The organism is Formosa agariphila KMM 3901 (assembly GCF_000723205.1).
GTDB classification, from domain to species: domain Bacteria; phylum Bacteroidota; class Bacteroidia; order Flavobacteriales; family Flavobacteriaceae; genus Formosa; species Formosa agariphila.
In genome coordinates this window covers 483,111-499,254 of sequence record NZ_HG315671.1, presented here as the reverse complement: position 1 = coordinate 499,254, position 16,144 = coordinate 483,111, and the positions used below count along the sequence as shown (strand labels likewise).

Annotated in this window: 16 protein-coding genes; 7 read left to right on the top strand and 9 right to left on the bottom strand. The window is 33.0% G+C overall.

Translation table 11 applies throughout. From position 1 onward, the window contains the following. Positions 1 to 2: 2 nt before the first annotated feature. The 4 genes from BN863_RS02075 to BN863_RS02060 form a co-directional block, all read right to left on the bottom strand. Positions 3 to 434, bottom strand: coding sequence for a hypothetical protein (locus BN863_RS02075; RefSeq protein WP_148304557.1), 432 nt, complete (start codon positions 432 to 434; stop codon positions 3 to 5). Positions 435 to 462: 28 nt separating this feature from the next. Then, the gene (locus BN863_RS02070; RefSeq protein ID WP_038526885.1) at positions 463 to 1,299 is read right to left on the bottom strand and encodes a phytoene/squalene synthase family protein; all 837 of its coding nucleotides are present in this window, start codon (positions 1,297 to 1,299) and stop codon (positions 463 to 465) included. 2 nt (positions 1,300 to 1,301) lie between these two features. Beyond that, entirely contained in the window at positions 1,302 to 2,765 is a 1,464-nt protein-coding gene (locus tag BN863_RS02065; protein WP_038526883.1) for a phytoene desaturase family protein, read from the bottom strand. A gap of 114 nt (positions 2,766 to 2,879) precedes the next feature. After that, positions 2,880 to 3,899, bottom strand: coding sequence for a fasciclin domain-containing protein (locus tag BN863_RS02060; RefSeq protein WP_084817582.1), 1,020 nt, complete (start codon positions 3,897 to 3,899; stop codon positions 2,880 to 2,882). Between the two features lie 149 nt (positions 3,900 to 4,048). Between BN863_RS02060 and BN863_RS02055 the strand changes: the two genes are divergently transcribed. Beyond that, positions 4,049 to 4,948, top strand: coding sequence for a MerR family transcriptional regulator (locus tag BN863_RS02055; RefSeq protein ID WP_038533031.1), 900 nt, complete (start codon positions 4,049 to 4,051; stop codon positions 4,946 to 4,948). A gap of 40 nt (positions 4,949 to 4,988) precedes the next feature. On the opposite strand, the gene BN863_RS02050 is transcribed toward BN863_RS02055, so the two are convergent. After that, complete coding sequence (locus tag BN863_RS02050; RefSeq protein ID WP_038526880.1) at positions 4,989 to 5,759, bottom strand: DUF2490 domain-containing protein; 771 nt, start codon at positions 5,757 to 5,759, stop codon at positions 4,989 to 4,991. Positions 5,760 to 6,235: 476 nt separating this feature from the next. On the opposite strand from BN863_RS02050, the gene BN863_RS02045 reads away from it, so the two are divergent. Continuing rightward, entirely contained in the window at positions 6,236 to 6,970 is a 735-nt protein-coding gene (locus tag BN863_RS02045; protein ID WP_038533028.1) for a DUF2092 domain-containing protein, read from the top strand. A 29-nt stretch (positions 6,971 to 6,999) separates the two neighbouring features. Next, positions 7,000 to 8,019 carry a DUF6515 family protein gene (locus BN863_RS02040; protein WP_038526877.1) on the top strand — a complete coding sequence of 340 codons (1,020 nt, stop codon included), beginning with the start codon at positions 7,000 to 7,002 and terminating at the stop codon, positions 8,017 to 8,019. Between the two features lie 123 nt (positions 8,020 to 8,142). Here BN863_RS02040 and BN863_RS02035 read toward each other — a convergent pair whose 3' ends face one another. Together BN863_RS02035 and BN863_RS02030 are read right to left on the bottom strand one after the other, a co-directional pair. After that, positions 8,143 to 8,631, bottom strand: coding sequence for a MepB family protein (locus BN863_RS02035; protein ID WP_038526875.1), 489 nt, complete (start codon positions 8,629 to 8,631; stop codon positions 8,143 to 8,145). A 149-nt stretch (positions 8,632 to 8,780) separates the two neighbouring features. Further along, on the bottom strand, positions 8,781 to 9,548 hold the full coding sequence (locus BN863_RS02030; RefSeq protein ID WP_038526872.1) for a DUF547 domain-containing protein: 768 nt from the start codon (positions 9,546 to 9,548) through the stop codon (positions 8,781 to 8,783). Between the two features lie 285 nt (positions 9,549 to 9,833). On the opposite strand from BN863_RS02030, the gene BN863_RS02025 reads away from it, so the two are divergent. Both BN863_RS02025 and BN863_RS02020 read left to right on the top strand, forming a co-directional pair. Beyond that, positions 9,834 to 10,823: a phosphotransferase gene (locus BN863_RS02025; protein WP_038526870.1), complete on the top strand. Its 990-nt coding sequence runs from the start codon at positions 9,834 to 9,836 to the stop codon at positions 10,821 to 10,823. Next, positions 10,824 to 11,786, top strand: a complete 963-nt coding sequence (locus tag BN863_RS02020) for a nucleoside hydrolase (protein ID WP_038526866.1) — start codon at positions 10,824 to 10,826, stop codon at positions 11,784 to 11,786. Between the two features lie 121 nt (positions 11,787 to 11,907). Here BN863_RS02020 and BN863_RS02015 read toward each other — a convergent pair whose 3' ends face one another. Together BN863_RS02015 and BN863_RS02010 are read right to left on the bottom strand one after the other, a co-directional pair. Beyond that, a complete protein-coding gene (locus BN863_RS02015) occupies positions 11,908 to 12,597 on the bottom strand; it encodes a DUF547 domain-containing protein (protein ID WP_051774432.1) in 690 nt (229 codons plus the stop codon). 180 nt (positions 12,598 to 12,777) lie between these two features. Then, positions 12,778 to 13,596 carry an SdiA-regulated domain-containing protein gene (locus BN863_RS02010; protein ID WP_038526863.1) on the bottom strand — a complete coding sequence of 273 codons (819 nt, stop codon included), beginning with the start codon at positions 13,594 to 13,596 and terminating at the stop codon, positions 12,778 to 12,780. A 315-nt stretch (positions 13,597 to 13,911) separates the two neighbouring features. Here BN863_RS02010 and BN863_RS02005 point away from each other — a divergent pair, with 315 nt between their 5' ends. Continuing rightward, complete coding sequence (locus BN863_RS02005; protein WP_084817448.1) at positions 13,912 to 15,066, top strand: BamA/TamA family outer membrane protein; 1,155 nt, start codon at positions 13,912 to 13,914, stop codon at positions 15,064 to 15,066. A 148-nt stretch (positions 15,067 to 15,214) separates the two neighbouring features. Next, positions 15,215 to 16,099: a hypothetical protein gene (locus BN863_RS02000; RefSeq protein ID WP_148304556.1), complete on the top strand. Its 885-nt coding sequence runs from the start codon at positions 15,215 to 15,217 to the stop codon at positions 16,097 to 16,099. The last annotated feature ends 45 nt before the right edge of the window (positions 16,100 to 16,144 follow it).

Sequence of the window (16,144 nt, the reverse complement as noted above, 5' to 3'; positions counted from 1 at the left end):
CATTAGTTATCTGTATGTTTTTTAATATTAAACAACATGATTTTCTTGTAATCCTCGCTTAAATTAGCTGTACTAATATTTGCATTTATAAATGCCCGGTCTTCTTCAATATTATTGTAATTTAAAAATCCCGGTGCATTAAGTTGGCACAACAACCGCACATAACGTGCTTCAATATTATTAGGATTACTAGCAATAAAATCTTCTAAAATTTGTTTTCCTGCTCTAAAATAATTCAATTTTCTAAACGGCCAACTGGTATATTCAGCTTGCCACATTGTGGCCGACGCCAGATAAGGAGTCTTTAAGTCACACGCTATATTATCCATATCTGCAATGAACTGTTCCAAGGCCTCTTCTGAAAGAATGGCGTGAAAATCTGCTCGAACTTCAGGCATAACACTACAGTCATATTGAGGATTCATAGTATTCATAGTGAAGAAAGTTAGGATAATTAGAGTTTTAAATAACATTGAGTTTATATCTTATATATGCTTTGGTTAAAATAACCAATTTTAGTGGATTTGAGATACGAATTCGTTCATATAATAAACGTTTAGAATCTAATCGCTCTAATTTATGAAGCAATTTTAAATAATATTTATAGGCTAAATACACGCCAAGTCTACTTTCCATTGGTAATTGCACAATACCTTTATATGCTTCATTAAAATCGGATTCAATATCTTTTATAATATCGGCCTTAGCCATATTTGTCAATCCGTTTTTATTTACATTCGGAAAATAAGACCGTCCCAAAATTTCTGTATCGTCTTTTATATCTCTTAAGAAATTGACTTTTTGGAAAGCAGAACCTAAATATTTTGCCGAATCTTTTAAGGCATTAAACTGAGCCTCGTCGTTATTCACAAACACACGTAAACACATTAATCCCACCACATCTGCAGAGCCATATATATAATTTTTGTAAGCTTCGTCTGTATCGTATTCGGTTACCTTAAGGTCACACTCCATACGCTTTAGAAAATCGACTACATATTCTTGTAAATCATAATTTCTTACAACCTCTTGAAAAGCGTTGATTATAGGATTTAAACTAATTTTACGTTCTAAAGCTTTATGATAATCGGCTACAAATTCATGAAATAATTCTTCCTGATTATACCCTTCAAAAGAATCTACAATTTCATCGGCATAACGCACAAATCCGTAGATAGCGTAAATATGCGGACGAATAGATGGTGCAAACAATTGAATTCCCCACGAAAATGAGGTGCTGTATTCTTTAGTAATTATCTTACTACATTTTAAACTAGATGTGTCGAAAAGTGCCTTCATGCTTAGGAATATTTTAAAATTAATTCGCTTACAATTTTACCCGAAATTAATGATGGTGGAACACCCGGCCCAGGCACAGTTAATTGTCCGCAGAAATATAAATTATCTACTTTTTTACTTTTTAATTTTGGTCGCAGCACATGGGTTTGCAACAGTGTATTTGCCAATCCATATGCATTGCCTTTAAAAGAATTATAATCGTCTTTAAAGTCGTTTACACAATACGATTCTTTAAATAAAATATGCGATTTTACATCTATACCTACAGTGTGCTCTAACCTAGACATCAGTTTTTCGAAATACTTTTCTCTTATTTCGGGTGTATCTTCTAAGTCTGGTGCTATAGGCATTAAAAAAATTCCAGCCTCTTGACCTTCTGGAGCTGCGGTAGCATCTGTTTTACTTGGAAAACTCGCATAAAACAATGGTTTTTCTGGCCATGTTTTAGTATCGTAAATTGTTTCTGCGTGGGTTACGAAATCTGTATCGAAAAACAAGGTATGATGTGTAACATCATCTAATTTTTTATCGAAACCAACAAAAAACAATAAGGCAGAGGGTGCAAATGTTTTTTTATCCCAATACGATTCGGAATACTGTTTGTAGGCTTCTGGCAATAGTGTTTCTGTATGATGATAATCGGCTCCGCTTAACAACACATCGCAAGGATATTCTTCTGCTGCGGTCGATACACTTTGTACGCGTTTATTTTCAACATTAATAGCTGTGACACTGCTATTCGTTTTAAATTTCACACCCAAACTCAATGCTAATTTCTCAATCCCTTTTACCACTTCGTACATACCGCCCATGGGATGCCAGGTTCCCAATTTAAAATCGGCGTAATTCATAAAGTTGTAAAAAGAAGGTGTATTACTCGGTTTTGCACCAAGAAACAGCACTGGAAATTCTAATATTTTTTGAAGCGATTCATTTTTAACATAACTCGCCACTTGCTTTTTAATCGTTTTTAAAAACGCTCCAGATTTAGTAATGGTATCCCAGTTTACAATTTCGAAAAGATGTTCTCCAGGCTGATATACCAAGTCCTTAATCGCGATATTGTAATTATCTTCAGACTTATCAATAAATTTCTGAAGTGCTTTACCGCTATTAGGTTCTATAGTTTCGAAGGTCGATTTAATTTTCTCTAAATCGTCTTCAATCGCTATAGAATCCTTTTTATTAAAATAAATCTTGTACGCTGGATTTAATTTTTTCAACGCATAAAAGTCGGTTGTAGCTGTCTTAAAATCATTAAAAAAAGACTCGAAAACGTCGGGCATCCAATAAAATGTTGGACCAATATCGAAAACAAAACCATCTTTTTTAAACTGTCTTGCACGACCACCAATGGTATCGTTTTTTTCGAGGATGGTTACATCGAAACCCGATTGCGCTAAATAGCAACTCGCCGCTAAAGACGAAAAACCAGATCCCATTATTATTATATTTTTATTTTCCATGTGTCTTTTAAGAACGATTTATTAAAATTCGACAACAGTAAAACTACCGTTGCCGAATTTTCACTATCTAACCAACCTATTAATTTTCAATGTAATATATTAAATATTATGCACTTAATTTGGTAAAAGCACACGATCTATTACGTGAGCAACACCATTACTAGCTGCAACATCTGCGGCAATAATATTTGAGTTTTCGCCTGTTGCGTCCTGAATAACAAAAGCACTTCCTGAATCTACGATGCTAATAGTGTTACCTGCAAATGCTGTTTCTACTGAAGATTCAGATAAATCTGAAGCATATACTTCTGCTGGAATTACGTGATATAGTAAAATGTTTTTTAACAATGCAATTTCATCTGCAGTATCAAAATCGTCTAAACTATTATAGTCTTCACCCAAGGCATCTAATAAAGCAACAAACGCATCGTTAGTTGGAGCAAATACAGTAAATGGACCTTCACTATTTAAAGTGTCTACTAAATCTGTTTTAATAACTGCCGCTTCTAAAATTGATAAATCATCGTTACCAACAACAATTTCTACTAGAGTTTGCTCGTTTAGCATGTCTAAAATTTCTTGAGGTAATAAGATTTTGTCTATAATATGAATCACTCCATTTGAGGCATCAATATCTGCAGTAGTTACTGTTGCAGGATTTTCTGTAGCATCTTCAACACGTACACCATTAGATAAATCAATCATTACATTTTCCCCTTGTACTGTAGCTACTTCTTGATTGTCTGTAAGCTGACCTGAGGTTACTGCAGCGCCTGCAACTACGTGGTATTGTAATATAGTAGTTAACATGGCTTTCCCTTCTGCTGAATCGAAATCTGATAAACTATTAAATCCGTCTAATTGTCCTAGCAGATCTACAAATGCTTGATTGGTTGGTGCGAATACAGTAAATGGCCCATCACCACTTAAAGTCCCTACTAAATTACTGTCTGTTCCAGTATCTGCTAAAATTAGGGCAGCTACTAAATTACTAAGTTCTGGTGTGTCTTGTGCAATTTCTACAATATTACGGTCTTCCGTGATAATAGTATCTCCATCGTCGTCACTATCGCAAGAAGTAAAAACCAAGAATAAACTAAAAAATGCTACTAGGTATTTAAAATTTGTTTTCATGTCTATGTTTTTTATAGTTATTGTTTTACAAACATATATATTATTTTCCATTTGTCCAACTTAATTTTATTATAATTAGACAAATGAATTTTGGCAAAAGCTTTATTTTATATAATTATTGTTTAACTTTGCCCAACAAACACTTAGACATGAGCAATTATACCATGGCGCAAATCGTGTCTTTAACAGGCATTAAATCGCATACTTTAAGAAAATGGGAAAGCCGTTATAATTTTTTAGTCCCATTACGTACGGACACAAATATTAGATATTATACAGACGAGCAATTAAAGAAATTGCTGAATATTAGCATTCTAACACGTAATGGTTTTAGAATTTCTAAGATTGATAAGATGTCTGAAGAAGAGATTCACGAAGCGGTGTCTAAGATTGTTTTAATTGGTTCTTCGGAAGATGAAGTAAGCGCTTTAATACTAAGCATGATTAATTTAAACGAAGATGAGTTTGATGCCACTATAAGTGCTGAAATTCTTAGAACGGGCTTAACCTCTACCATTACAGGGCTTATTTACCCTTTTCTAGCTCAAGTTGGTGTGCTTTGGGGTGCTAACAAAGTGATGCCCGCACAAGAGCATTTTATCTCGAACTTAATTAGACAAAAAATATTTTCGGCAATAGAATTATTACCAAAACCGTTGCCAAACGCTGCTAAAGCCATATTGTTCTTACCAGAGAATGAAAATCATGAAATAGGATTATTACTCGCTTCTTACATTGCTCAGAACATAGGTTGGCGAGTCTATTATCTAGGTCAAAATGTGCCAAACGAGAATATTAAAATGGTGGTAGACATTACAAATCCAAATGTTTTAGTGACGATGTTTACAACACATTCTAAAAAATCTGTAGAATCTAGACTTAAAGGGCTAACAGACGAGTTAGACATTCCAATAATTGTTTCTGGTTATATTGAACATCCTGAAGATTTAAAATCGATATCAGAAAACATTCATTTTTTGAATAAACCCGACGAATTTATTCCCTTATTAAAAACTATTGAAACAAAATTACACAGTGTATTAAACTGATGAATAACATATTAAACACATAGATTATTAAGAACTTAATCTAAAATGTTTTAATAATTCTAAAACGGAATACAATATCGTTAGTTCTTACTAAACCATCGTCATTTCCTTGTTGCGTGTAGTGGTATGCTGCACTACCATCTATTTTAAAATCGGGATTAAATTGATATCCTAAACCTGGAGTAACACGAATAACATCGTTAAATTGAGAGGCACTTACTAAATTATAGAATCCTTCTATAGCTATTGGAATGTAAAACCCCTCACCTTCTCCAAACAATACACCTGCCAAGTTAAAAATCACCTGCGCTTGATATCTAAATCGCAGACCAAAGACTTCATTTTCTGGCGCATCCGAAAACACGAAGCGTTCTTCTAAACGAAATAATTGTTTAAAGACAATTCTTGGACTTAAATTAATTCCTAATTCGTAGCCCTGAAATGGTCTAATTTCAAAAGAACCATATTCGTCACTTTCTTTTGTTGTTAAAATAAAAAAACCAGTTCCAAACAATAATTTTTCGGAGTGATTAAATCTTTTAAAAATAAGTTTCTCAAAATCCTTTTCTAAAGCAGCTTTAAAAATAATACGGTGCCAACTTTTAGGCATAATAGTTCTATAACCAAAATTCCCCGTAAATTTCTGTCCGTCTCCTACAGTCCAAGAGGGATTAAAATCGAACCAAAGTTGTTGTGTAAATTCATTATCCTCTACAGGAAGCCCCCCATTATCTTGAGCATAAGATGGAGATACTAAAAATATGTATACTACTAAACTCAGTATACAGTTGTACAAAGTAGAAGATAACACCTTACAGAAATTTAAGTGAATTGTTGACCTATAACGCATTTGTTTTCATTTTCTAAAACTTTGTATAAGAGAACCTAATTTGCTATTTATTATCTAAAAGTATAAAAACTGGAAGTAATACGGCATAGGATTTAATTAATTTTGAATCTTTTAAATCTAATTGCGCATTTTATATTAACTTTAAAACAATTCAACCAAAATTTTTAGATTACTTAAAGAAACTAAAATTTTAAATTATATTTACCCCAATTAAATCTTTTGAAATGCAAATTAAACAACTTACGAATTTAAAAAGCATCTTTTTTAGCTTTATTTCTTTCACGAGTATTTACAAATTTCAACTTAAGAACCTACTAAAATTACTGCAGCAATAGCTATTAATATAAATTTAAATTTAGAATTTTTATATCTAAATATAAACTTAATAACATTTAGAAAATATTAAAACCAAACTATAAATTATAAAAATGAAAACAATGAAAAAATACATTACAATATTTGTTCTTAGTATTTTGCCGTATGCCATGATGGCGCAAAATAAGGAAAAGCAAATTGATCTTGATGCAATACTGCTTTTTGATCAAATGGGAGAAGCTATTGGAGACTTAAGTTCAGTATCATTTCACTTAAGCACTACCAACGAAGTTTTAAATGCCGACAAAAAAATTGAAACTGAATACAACGAGTGTGATGTTAAAATGGTTGGTCCAGATAAAATGGTAGTAAAACAACACAGTAAGGATAAGCACAGTGCGTATTACTACAATGGTGAAGTTATTACCTATTATTCTTTTAAAGAAAACAATTATATTACAGTAGATGCTCCAGCTAACATTATTGATATGATTGATTTTATGCATGATAATTTCTCTATGGATTTCCCTGCAGCTGATTTTTTCTATCCAACTTTTACAGACGATATCATAGAAAACTTTAATTCTATTACATACGTAGGTTTAGATTTATTAGGTGGCGAAGAATGTAACTTAGTAAAAATTGAAAACGAGAATGTGAGTGTAACAATCTGGATTTCTGCTGAAGCGCATACACTACCAAAGCAATTTGAAATTACTTACAAAAAGAAGGACAATTTAAAGTTTAAAGGAACTTTTAGCGATTGGCAACTTAACCCTGAATTACATTCAGATATTTTCCAATTTACACCTCCAGCAAGTGCACGATTAATTAGCGTTTTAATTGCTCAATCTTAAAACTAACTAAAAAATTAAAAACATATCTCATGAAAATTCAAAATATACAAACTCATATAAAAATAGGTTTAGTGGTGCTTTTATTGGCATTCTTAAATCCTATAGATTTACAAGCACAACGTTTTAACCGCGGTGGTGGCGGTGGCGCTTCTAGAGGTGGGGCAACAGCTCATCGTTCTACGCCTTCAAGATCAATAAGCAAACCTAGCACGTCTGCTTCACGTTCTCGTTCTAACTCTAGTATTAATGGTGGATTTAATAAATCGTCTTCACGTAATCTTCCTAAAAAATCAACTGCTACGAAATCGAAATTACCTTCGAAAACGACAAATTCAGGGATTAAATCTAAGAATACTAATATAGGGAATAAGAAAACGTCTAATATTGGAAACAAAAAAACATCTAATATTAAAAACAAATCTGGAAACAAGGTTAATGTTAAAAACAATAATGTAAATATTAATGTAAACAACAGCAGACACAATACCGTTAACAGAAGAAATACAGCTGTTAGACATAGCCCTGTGCGTTACAACCGTCCGCCTTACCGTTACGGAGGTCGTGGATACTATTGTCACAGACCATACTACTACCACCCATACCGTCCGTTTTACTGGGGACCAATGTGGCACCCATGGGGATACTTCATTACTACTTTAGCGACTACAGCTATTATTGTTAGTGTAGAAAACCAAAAATACCACTATGACAATGGTGTGTATTATGTAGCCGAAAATGATGGGTATACTGTAGTACAAGCTCCTGTAGGTGCAACAGTACAAACGTTACCTAAAGAAGCAGAAACAGTAGAAGTAAATGAAACCACAAATAATTATTACTATGGTGGTGCATACTACGAAAAAAGCGATGAAGGTTACACTGTAGTACCTGCAACTGCTGGAACTATTGTACCAAGCTTACCAGAAGGTGGTGAAGAAACTAAAATTGGAGATCAAACATATGTTCAATTTGGAGACACTTACTACCAACCAGTACAAGTAGATGGTAAAGACATGTACGAAATTGTAGAAGTTAAAGACGAAGAATAAGTCGTTACATATTTAATATACCAAAAGCGCTTAAATTTAGTTTTAAGCGCTTTTTTTTATAACTATAATTTAAAATCTCCTTGTAAGGATAAGAATAATATTATAAAACAGAAACATCGCATTTTAAGAATACAGTGCGTTAACAAGCTCCGTATCCACAACTTCAGCAACCGGAATAAAATAGTTTAATTGCCACAATTGAGTACGTTTTGCCTGATTACTTGTTGGACAATCCCAAGGCGGATACACACGAAAACCACGCTTTCCTGCTTTACTGTCCGTAGCTATTAATCCTTTGGAGATGCCAACAGTTTTCGGAATCACAAACTGCCCCAATTGCTCACCTTTGGCTACATTAATTACATAAAAATCGAAAGCATCTGCATAAGAAAAGGGTTGTGTAACACCTACAGAATTTCTATTCCAAAACGTTACAAATTGGCCTATTTTTTTAGGCGTAATTTTGGCGGTTCTGCATATTATTCGAGCTTCATTTAAATAAAACTGGCAGGCTTCGTATATACGACCTTCCTTTTCATTTTCATAATGAGACAATATTAACCCCGAAGGACCGTAAAGTTTAGTTTGTATGCGTTCTAGAGTTGGTGACATGAATGGCAGAAATTAAAAAATGATATTGAATAAAATCTAATTATTACTGACTCATACAACAACTCGTTTAGTGTACTACTGATTTTACAATTCGTCTAAACAAATTTAAAACTTTAAACAAACACAATATAGCGAGTTACAATTAAGAGTTAGTTATTTAAACTCCAGTTATAATCTTTATAGGTTACCTCGGCATCAGCATCTATTTCTACAGTACTATAAGTGTTTAAAAAACTGATGACACCGCCTTGTTCTTCAAAATCTTCTGCAAACCATTCGAAAATTTTTGAAATTTGAATCGCTTCTTTTGTAATGGCATTTTTTGAAGCATCAGTAACAAAACGATATGAAGCAACTTCTAATTGGGCATCTAAACGTTCAGCAGTATAAGCTGTATTCAATAAAATAGGACACGAATACGAGGCGCAATTTATTGCAAAGTGAATACGTGGCTCATTCATTTTACGGAGTATATTATGTTCAATATCTCCTAAACTATACCACTTCTTTCCTATAAGAATAAACTTTTTATCCCAAGGCTCTTTAATATCTTTAATACTTTTAACCGAGGGATTGTCTAAAATTAATCGAACAGTAAATGCATTATATACATTAATCCAATACGCTAAAACTTCTTTTTCAGACCAAAATTCTGATGGTGGATTCTCTTTTAAAATTTTTAAATACGCTTGAAGTGCCTCTTCATCCGATTTAAAACCTTTATAATCTACATTGCCTTCGTCTGTTACATGTTTAGATAGTAAATCAGACCACTGGGCATGGTCTACAGCTGGTAATATATCTTTAGGAATACTATTAGCATACGTTGTAAAACTATTTTGAGATGTATTTATTCCGTAACCTTTGGAGAACGTTAAAAAAGAAATACATACGAGAAGTATAAGGTAATGTTTCATGTTTGTAATTTATTTAATAGACGTGAATTCTCGCCTTTCATAACAATTATAATATTATCATCATACTAAAATACGAATCCTAAAACATCTCAAGCAGAAAAACATCATCTATTTGTTTCGTTTAGCTGTCAATACACTGTTGTTTTATATTGTTAGGAACTTATATTAGTTTCGTCTATGTTGTAAATAAAGTCTAATAAAGCATTATACTTGAGCCGCAAAATTGTCTGTTATCGCATTCAAATCTTTTACAATTAGAACAAAAATTTAAAATAACAACCAACTATGTTTATACTAGATGCCAATGCACAGCACGAATTGGCGCACTACTTAACTGAAAAGCAATGGCTATCTCCTGAAGATGCTATTATATCGTTGTCCAAAGCAGGTCAAGGAAATATGAATTATGTATTGCGAGTTACCACAAATCAAGGTTCTTTTATTATAAAACAGTCTCGGGGTTATGTCGAAAAATATCCTCAAATAAAAGCTCCTGAAAAACGTGTTCTTACAGAGGCCGCTTTCTATGCTAAAATTGGAACTGTAGAGCGTATTAAAAAAAGGATGCCCGAACTATTAGGTTTAGATGTTTCTAACAACATTATGATTTTAGAAGATCTAGGACAAGCTAACGATTTTAATAGTTTATATGATTTAAACAAGGTTGTCTCTGAAAACGAGATTAGTGTTCTTGTGAGTTATTTAAATGTATTGCATCAACAGTTTTCAAAAGTAAAAGCAGACGATGAATTGGATAATCTAGAGATGCGTAAATTAAATTACGAGCACATTTTTAACTATCCATTTTTAGAAGATAATGGATTCGATTTAGACACCATTCAGGAAGGTTTACAAACCTTGGCAATACAGTATAAAAAAGACGCCTTTTTAAAAGAAAAAATAGAGCTTTTAGGTGAATTTTATATGACTAAAGGACACTACTTATTACACGGCGATTATTACCCAGGTAGTTGGCTACAAACAACCGACGGTATTAAAATTATCGATCCTGAGTTTTGCTATTATGGTTTAAGAGAATTCGATTTAGGTGTTTTTATAGCGCATTTGTATTTATCTAATCAGAGCCAAAATATAATAGACAAGGTGAAATTAGATTACTATGATTTTCAAGATTTAGATGGTTCTATTCTAAATGGATTTATAGGCGTAGAAATCATGAGGCGATTAATAGGATTGGCGCAACTCCCTTTACAATCGAACTTAAACGATAAAAAACGCCTGTTAGAATTGGCTTATAAATTAATTACAAACTAGATGAAAACTTATATATTACTACTGCTTTTATTAATTAGTAACATCATTACAGCTCAAACCAAAGTATGGTTCGACACAGATATTATGATAGGCATGCCAGACAAACGCCCACGAGAGGTAGACGATGGTATTACGCTTATTATGGCTTTAAAACAGCCCGAAATCGAGATTGTTGGCATCAGCAATATTACTTATGTAGACTATGGCTACGGTGTAATTAATAAAATTTTAAATTGGCACAATAAAGGCGAAGACATCCCCGTGTACAAAGGCTCTAATTTGGCTAACGATTTAGGTACCGAAAACGATGCCACAAGAGCGTTATACCAAGCCCTAAAGAAAGAGAAACTCACCATCTTAGCACTTGGTCCAATGACGAATGTTGCAACTTTAGTAAAAAATCATCCCGATATTATTCCACAAATAGAACGGGTAGTAATTTGCGCCGCACGAACTCCAGATTTACCGTTTAATCCAGGACACGGAAAACTTAATCTTTTCGATTATAATTACGAGTTCGATACCGAGTCTATGACTACGTTATTAAACACCGAAATTCCATTAGAATTTGCTGGTTACGAACCAAGCTCATACACCTTTATTGGCAATGTAGATTTGGCGAGTTTAGACTTAACTTTAGAGGCCGACAAATGGTTATTCGATATTGTTCAGCCTTGGATGGAAGTAAACGAAAGCCTGTTTGGTATTCGTGGATTTATCCCTTTTGATTGTTCTACTTTAGGTATCGTAACACACCCTGAATATTTCACGTATTATGAAGATATTCCGATACAAGAGACCTTTAAAAAGAATGATGCTTTAGTGATTCAGCCAGACACTCCGTCTAAAAAATTCTTAGAAGTATCGTACGAATTTAAAAGTAAAAAGAAAGTAAAATATGCACGACGAGCGCTTTTAGGTTTTGAGGAACTTATTTTAGAAACTCTAAGTGCAAAAAAGTAATCATTCATAATAATTTCTCAGGCCTGTTAATGTTTTAAAACTTACACCTCTTAAACATCTAAACATATTAAAACATTCGAAACTTTAAAACATTTCGTCTTGTTTTAATCTGCTTTTTATTTTAGACAAAATTTTCTAAATGTGGCTCCCAACTGTACGAATTATACTTAAGGCTATAAGAATTGATTTCAATTTGTAATACGGTGTTCAACATAGCTTTCACACCTTTTACACCTCCAAAATCCCCTTGATACCAGAATAATAATTTAGACGTGTGCACCGTATTTGTGTTGATATTTACAGATGTTTCTGAAGATAAAAAAGAATACATGGCTTCCTTTAATTGTTCATCTAAGGCATCTAAAGTATAAAAAGCAATAGGTGGACAACTTTTAGCTCCACAATTTAAAGCAAAATGAATACGATAATCTATGGTACTAACAGCCAACTTTTTTACGATACGCGATGCAAAAGGATTCCGAAAATAGCCTAAACTTTGTTTCCATCGGTAGCGTCTTAAAATGCCATGTTCAATATCATCTAAACTAAAATAAGTTTGCGCTATATTAATGTCCTTGTTTCTAAATATTGCTTTGCCTAATGTGGAATCGCGACTAAATAAAATCTGAAAATACGCATTATAAATATTGATCCAAAACGTGTTCTTTTCACTGTCAGTAATTAATTCTGAATACAACTCAGCCATGGATAGCATACCTAAAGTTTCCTCTAACTCACGACTTTCTTTTTTCAGTTTAACTTGTAATAGTAACGCTCCAGATATCGTGAGTAAACGATTTGAATTTTCCATGGATTTAAGTCTATCTATTTCCGATAATTAATCAAAGAAAAGATGCATCACTTATGTAACGTTTTTAAGCCACACTTTTGTAGAATAAGAAACACATGTTTACATATCAAAAATGTTAAAATTCTAAAATGACTCATCTTTTCAGATTAGTCGGAAAGAACCTTAAAACTAAACAGGAACTTAATTTAAATAATCGAATTTTAAAATATTACCTTTTCCTTTCCTGCCTTCGTTAGAGATATATAAATCTCCATTTTCTGTAAAAAAGATACCTTCTGGTTGTGTAAATTTAGGATAGTCTAAGGAACATTTATTTAGAATATTGCCTTCTAGACTCATTTCAATCATCAACTTCCCTACGGTCGATATAACAAATAACGTATTCGTCTTCGGATGAATGGCTAGACCACTAGGCGCAAAATCATGTTTCTTATCATTAAATTTAAAATGATCTTTTTCAATTGTAAATGCAGGTGTTTTATCTAAAGTTTTTGTTTCTAGATCAAATTCATAGATTACATTTTTATCGGCTTTGTCAATTTCTAGTTCTTCTTTACAAGCTACCAACAACCGATTTCCAGTTGTATCGAAAAACAAACCTTCGGTATCTGCTTTTTTATTTAAAAACGTATCGTACTCTTCTACTTCCGGATCTGTTCTAAAATTAGTAATCTGATAAATTGTTCCATTAGATTTCAAAACATAAACTTCATCGTCTTTAACAGCTATATCTTCATAATCGCCATCTTTTCCAAATTTATAACTATGCTCCAATGTGTTTGTTTCTAAATTATATTCGTAGAGCTTACCTTCTTCATCATTCACACTCAATATATTCGGAAAATTCAGGACTGAAATTCCAGAAATCTCGACTAATTTTTTCGGCATTTCCCATTCCTGAGAAGGTTCTTTTAAATTATAAATTGAACAAGTCTCCTGTTCAGGGTTCGGATTTTTACAAGTCCAAAAACATAAAAGAAGCAAAATTTTTTTAAACATACTATCGTGTTTACTCTTTAAAACATATGTGAATTTAGTGTTTTCTATTGAAACAGAAAGAATACGTTGCTTAGAACATGTAATCTTAAAAATAAAGTATCTAGAATACAAATTCAAAAACAGAAAACATGGAAACTTTAGAAAAACAACATATTAAAAGTATTATTATTGCACTTGCATCTGGGAATTCTATCTAAGGCTACTTTTTAATAGTATCGAATCAGATATAAAAAAAAGACCTTAATCAACTGGAAATTAAACGGTAATGCTTAACTTAATTATTATTTAACTGCCACTAGGCATTAAATCTAAACCATGAAAACCTCTAAAATAATTTTGCTTTTAGGGCTAATACTTTGTAGCACGTCTGGTTATTCTCAATTGGACAAAATTAAAGCAGCAATGGACAAACGTAAAGCTAGAAAAGCTGCAGCTATTGAAGCTAATGATCCTTTTTTAAGTATTCTAGCAGGTCCTGGTTATACACCCGAAAACGGATTACTACTAGGAGGCGGATTTTTATATACGTTTAAAACCAATAAAGAAGACAGTTTAATTCAACGCTCTTCTATTCCTATAAACACATTTTTTAGTACGAAAGGAAATTTTCAAGTCAGTACAGCTTTGCAATCGTTTTGGCTAGAAGACAAACTCAGATTGAATGCACGTTTTGTATACTCTAATGCCGAAGATCAATACTACGGTGTGGGTTTCGATAATGCAGAAAACACAGTACAGAGTGACTCTACAACGACTTATAATAGAAAATTAATTTCGTTTAAACCAACTGTTTTAACGCGAATACGAGAAAATCTGTATTTAGGTGTTGGAGTAGATGTTAATAATACTAAAGTTACCAATTCTAACCCTGTAATGGATCAAGACCCTGATTATTTGAAATTTGGTCCCGAGAACTTTAATAGCGGATTGTTATTCTCTTTAAATTACGACAGCAGAGACATCACTGTAAATGCGTGGAAAGGATGGTATGCTAAACTATTAACAGGTTTTTATGGCAATTATTTGGGTAGCGATAACGACTACCAAGTATACGAATTCGATATAAGAACCTATTTTCAAATCTATCGTCCAGGAAACATTTTGGCATTTAAATTATATGGCCGCATCACCGAAGGCGATACACCTTATCAGGAATTAACGGCGCTAGGAGGAACAAATGCTCTTAGAGGGTATATTACAGGTCAATATAGAGACGAGGCTGGAATATATTTTATTTCGGAATGGCGACACACCTTTGAAAAACAAGACAAGTCTTTAAGCAAACACGGTATGACGCTCTGGATAGCATCTGGAACCATGGCATCAAGTGTTAGTGAAATGAATCAATGGGTGCCTAACGGAGGTATTGGCTACCGTTTTGAAGTACAACCACGAATGAATGTTAGAATTGACTTTGGTATAGGAAGAGAATCTTCTGGATTATATTTCAATTTCACCGAAGCTTTTTAACGCATTATTTTTATATTGGCATAATATTTTTCTTTAAAACAAATTAATTTATAAAGCTTTAAAGATTATAAAAACCATAGAAACATGTGCTTTGGCTCATTTTTTGTAAAGCACCATAAAGAGTAAAACAAATTAAAAACTATAACTCATGAAAAAAATAGTTTCAATCTCATGCTTGGCATTAGCATTCACACTATTTAATTGTGGATCGACTACTTCAAGTACTTCAGATTATAATGTACCTCCACCGAATGTCACGGTTAACAATGCACCAACTTCTAACACAGTTACAACTACAACTACCGTTGAAGCCAATAGCACAGACATTAGTGATAATTTAGACCTTGAAGCCGTAGCTTCTGTTTTTGGAGAATCGAAAGATTTAGAAGATTTTGAAAAACGCCTTAACAATCCGGATACTCAAATTTCTAATTTAGATTTAAATGAAGATGGAAATGTAGATTACTTACGTGTTGTTAGTGTAGATAAAGGCGACGAAAAGATTGTAACCATACAATCTGTACTAGCAAAAGACGAGTATCAAGATGTTGCAACGATTGATGTAAAAAAAGAAAACAACTCGGTACAAGTTATTGGTGACCAAGATATTTATGGACCAGATTATTATCTTTATCCAACATTTGTTGCCACGCCATTAATTATGGATTGGTTTTGGGGACCTTATTTCTCACCATGGTTTTCTCCGTTTTATTGGGGATACTACCCACCTTATTTCCGACCTTGGAGACCATTTCCTCCGCACATTTATCATAACAACATTCACGGTCATATAAACCATAACAACCATTATCACCATAATAATTACAATCATCACAATAGCGATCATGTTAATCATCAATTAAAGAGAAACGATCATTTCTCTAATAATGGAAAAACGTTCCAAACACGTAATCCAGGCTCGTATAACAAGCATACGTTAGACATGAATCGTGGGTGGATCTTTTACCCGTTCAAATTTTGGAGGATCCTGGAGGGATTCCACGGAGGCGGTGGATTCCATGGGTGGTTTTAGAAGATAATAAAACACCTTTTACACATAAAAAAAGCGAAGATTTCA

Coding starts and splice junctions, on each gene's coding strand:
- BN863_RS02075 (WP_148304557.1), bottom strand. CDS start 434: ATGAATACTATGAATCCTCAATATGACTGTAGTGTTATGCCTGAAGTT.
- BN863_RS02070 (WP_038526885.1), bottom strand. CDS start 1,299: ATGAAGGCACTTTTCGACACATCTAGTTTAAAATGTAGTAAGATAATT.
- BN863_RS02065 (WP_038526883.1), bottom strand. CDS start 2,765: ATGGAAAATAAAAATATAATAATAATGGGATCTGGTTTTTCGTCTTTA.
- BN863_RS02060 (WP_084817582.1), bottom strand. CDS start 3,899: ATGAAAACAAATTTTAAATACCTAGTAGCATTTTTTAGTTTATTCTTG.
- BN863_RS02055 (WP_038533031.1), top strand. CDS start 4,049: ATGAGCAATTATACCATGGCGCAAATCGTGTCTTTAACAGGCATTAAA.
- BN863_RS02045 (WP_038533028.1), top strand. CDS start 6,236: ATGAAAAAATACATTACAATATTTGTTCTTAGTATTTTGCCGTATGCC.
- BN863_RS02040 (WP_038526877.1), top strand. CDS start 7,000: ATGAAAATTCAAAATATACAAACTCATATAAAAATAGGTTTAGTGGTG.
- BN863_RS02035 (WP_038526875.1), bottom strand. CDS start 8,631: ATGTCACCAACTCTAGAACGCATACAAACTAAACTTTACGGTCCTTCG.
- BN863_RS02030 (WP_038526872.1), bottom strand. CDS start 9,548: ATGAAACATTACCTTATACTTCTCGTATGTATTTCTTTTTTAACGTTC.
- BN863_RS02025 (WP_038526870.1), top strand. CDS start 9,834: ATGTTTATACTAGATGCCAATGCACAGCACGAATTGGCGCACTACTTA.
- BN863_RS02020 (WP_038526866.1), top strand. CDS start 10,824: ATGAAAACTTATATATTACTACTGCTTTTATTAATTAGTAACATCATT.
- BN863_RS02015 (WP_051774432.1), bottom strand. CDS start 12,597: ATGGAAAATTCAAATCGTTTACTCACGATATCTGGAGCGTTACTATTA.
- BN863_RS02010 (WP_038526863.1), bottom strand. CDS start 13,596: ATGTTTAAAAAAATTTTGCTTCTTTTATGTTTTTGGACTTGTAAAAAT.
- BN863_RS02005 (WP_084817448.1), top strand. CDS start 13,912: ATGAAAACCTCTAAAATAATTTTGCTTTTAGGGCTAATACTTTGTAGC.
- BN863_RS02000 (WP_148304556.1), top strand. CDS start 15,215: ATGAAAAAAATAGTTTCAATCTCATGCTTGGCATTAGCATTCACACTA.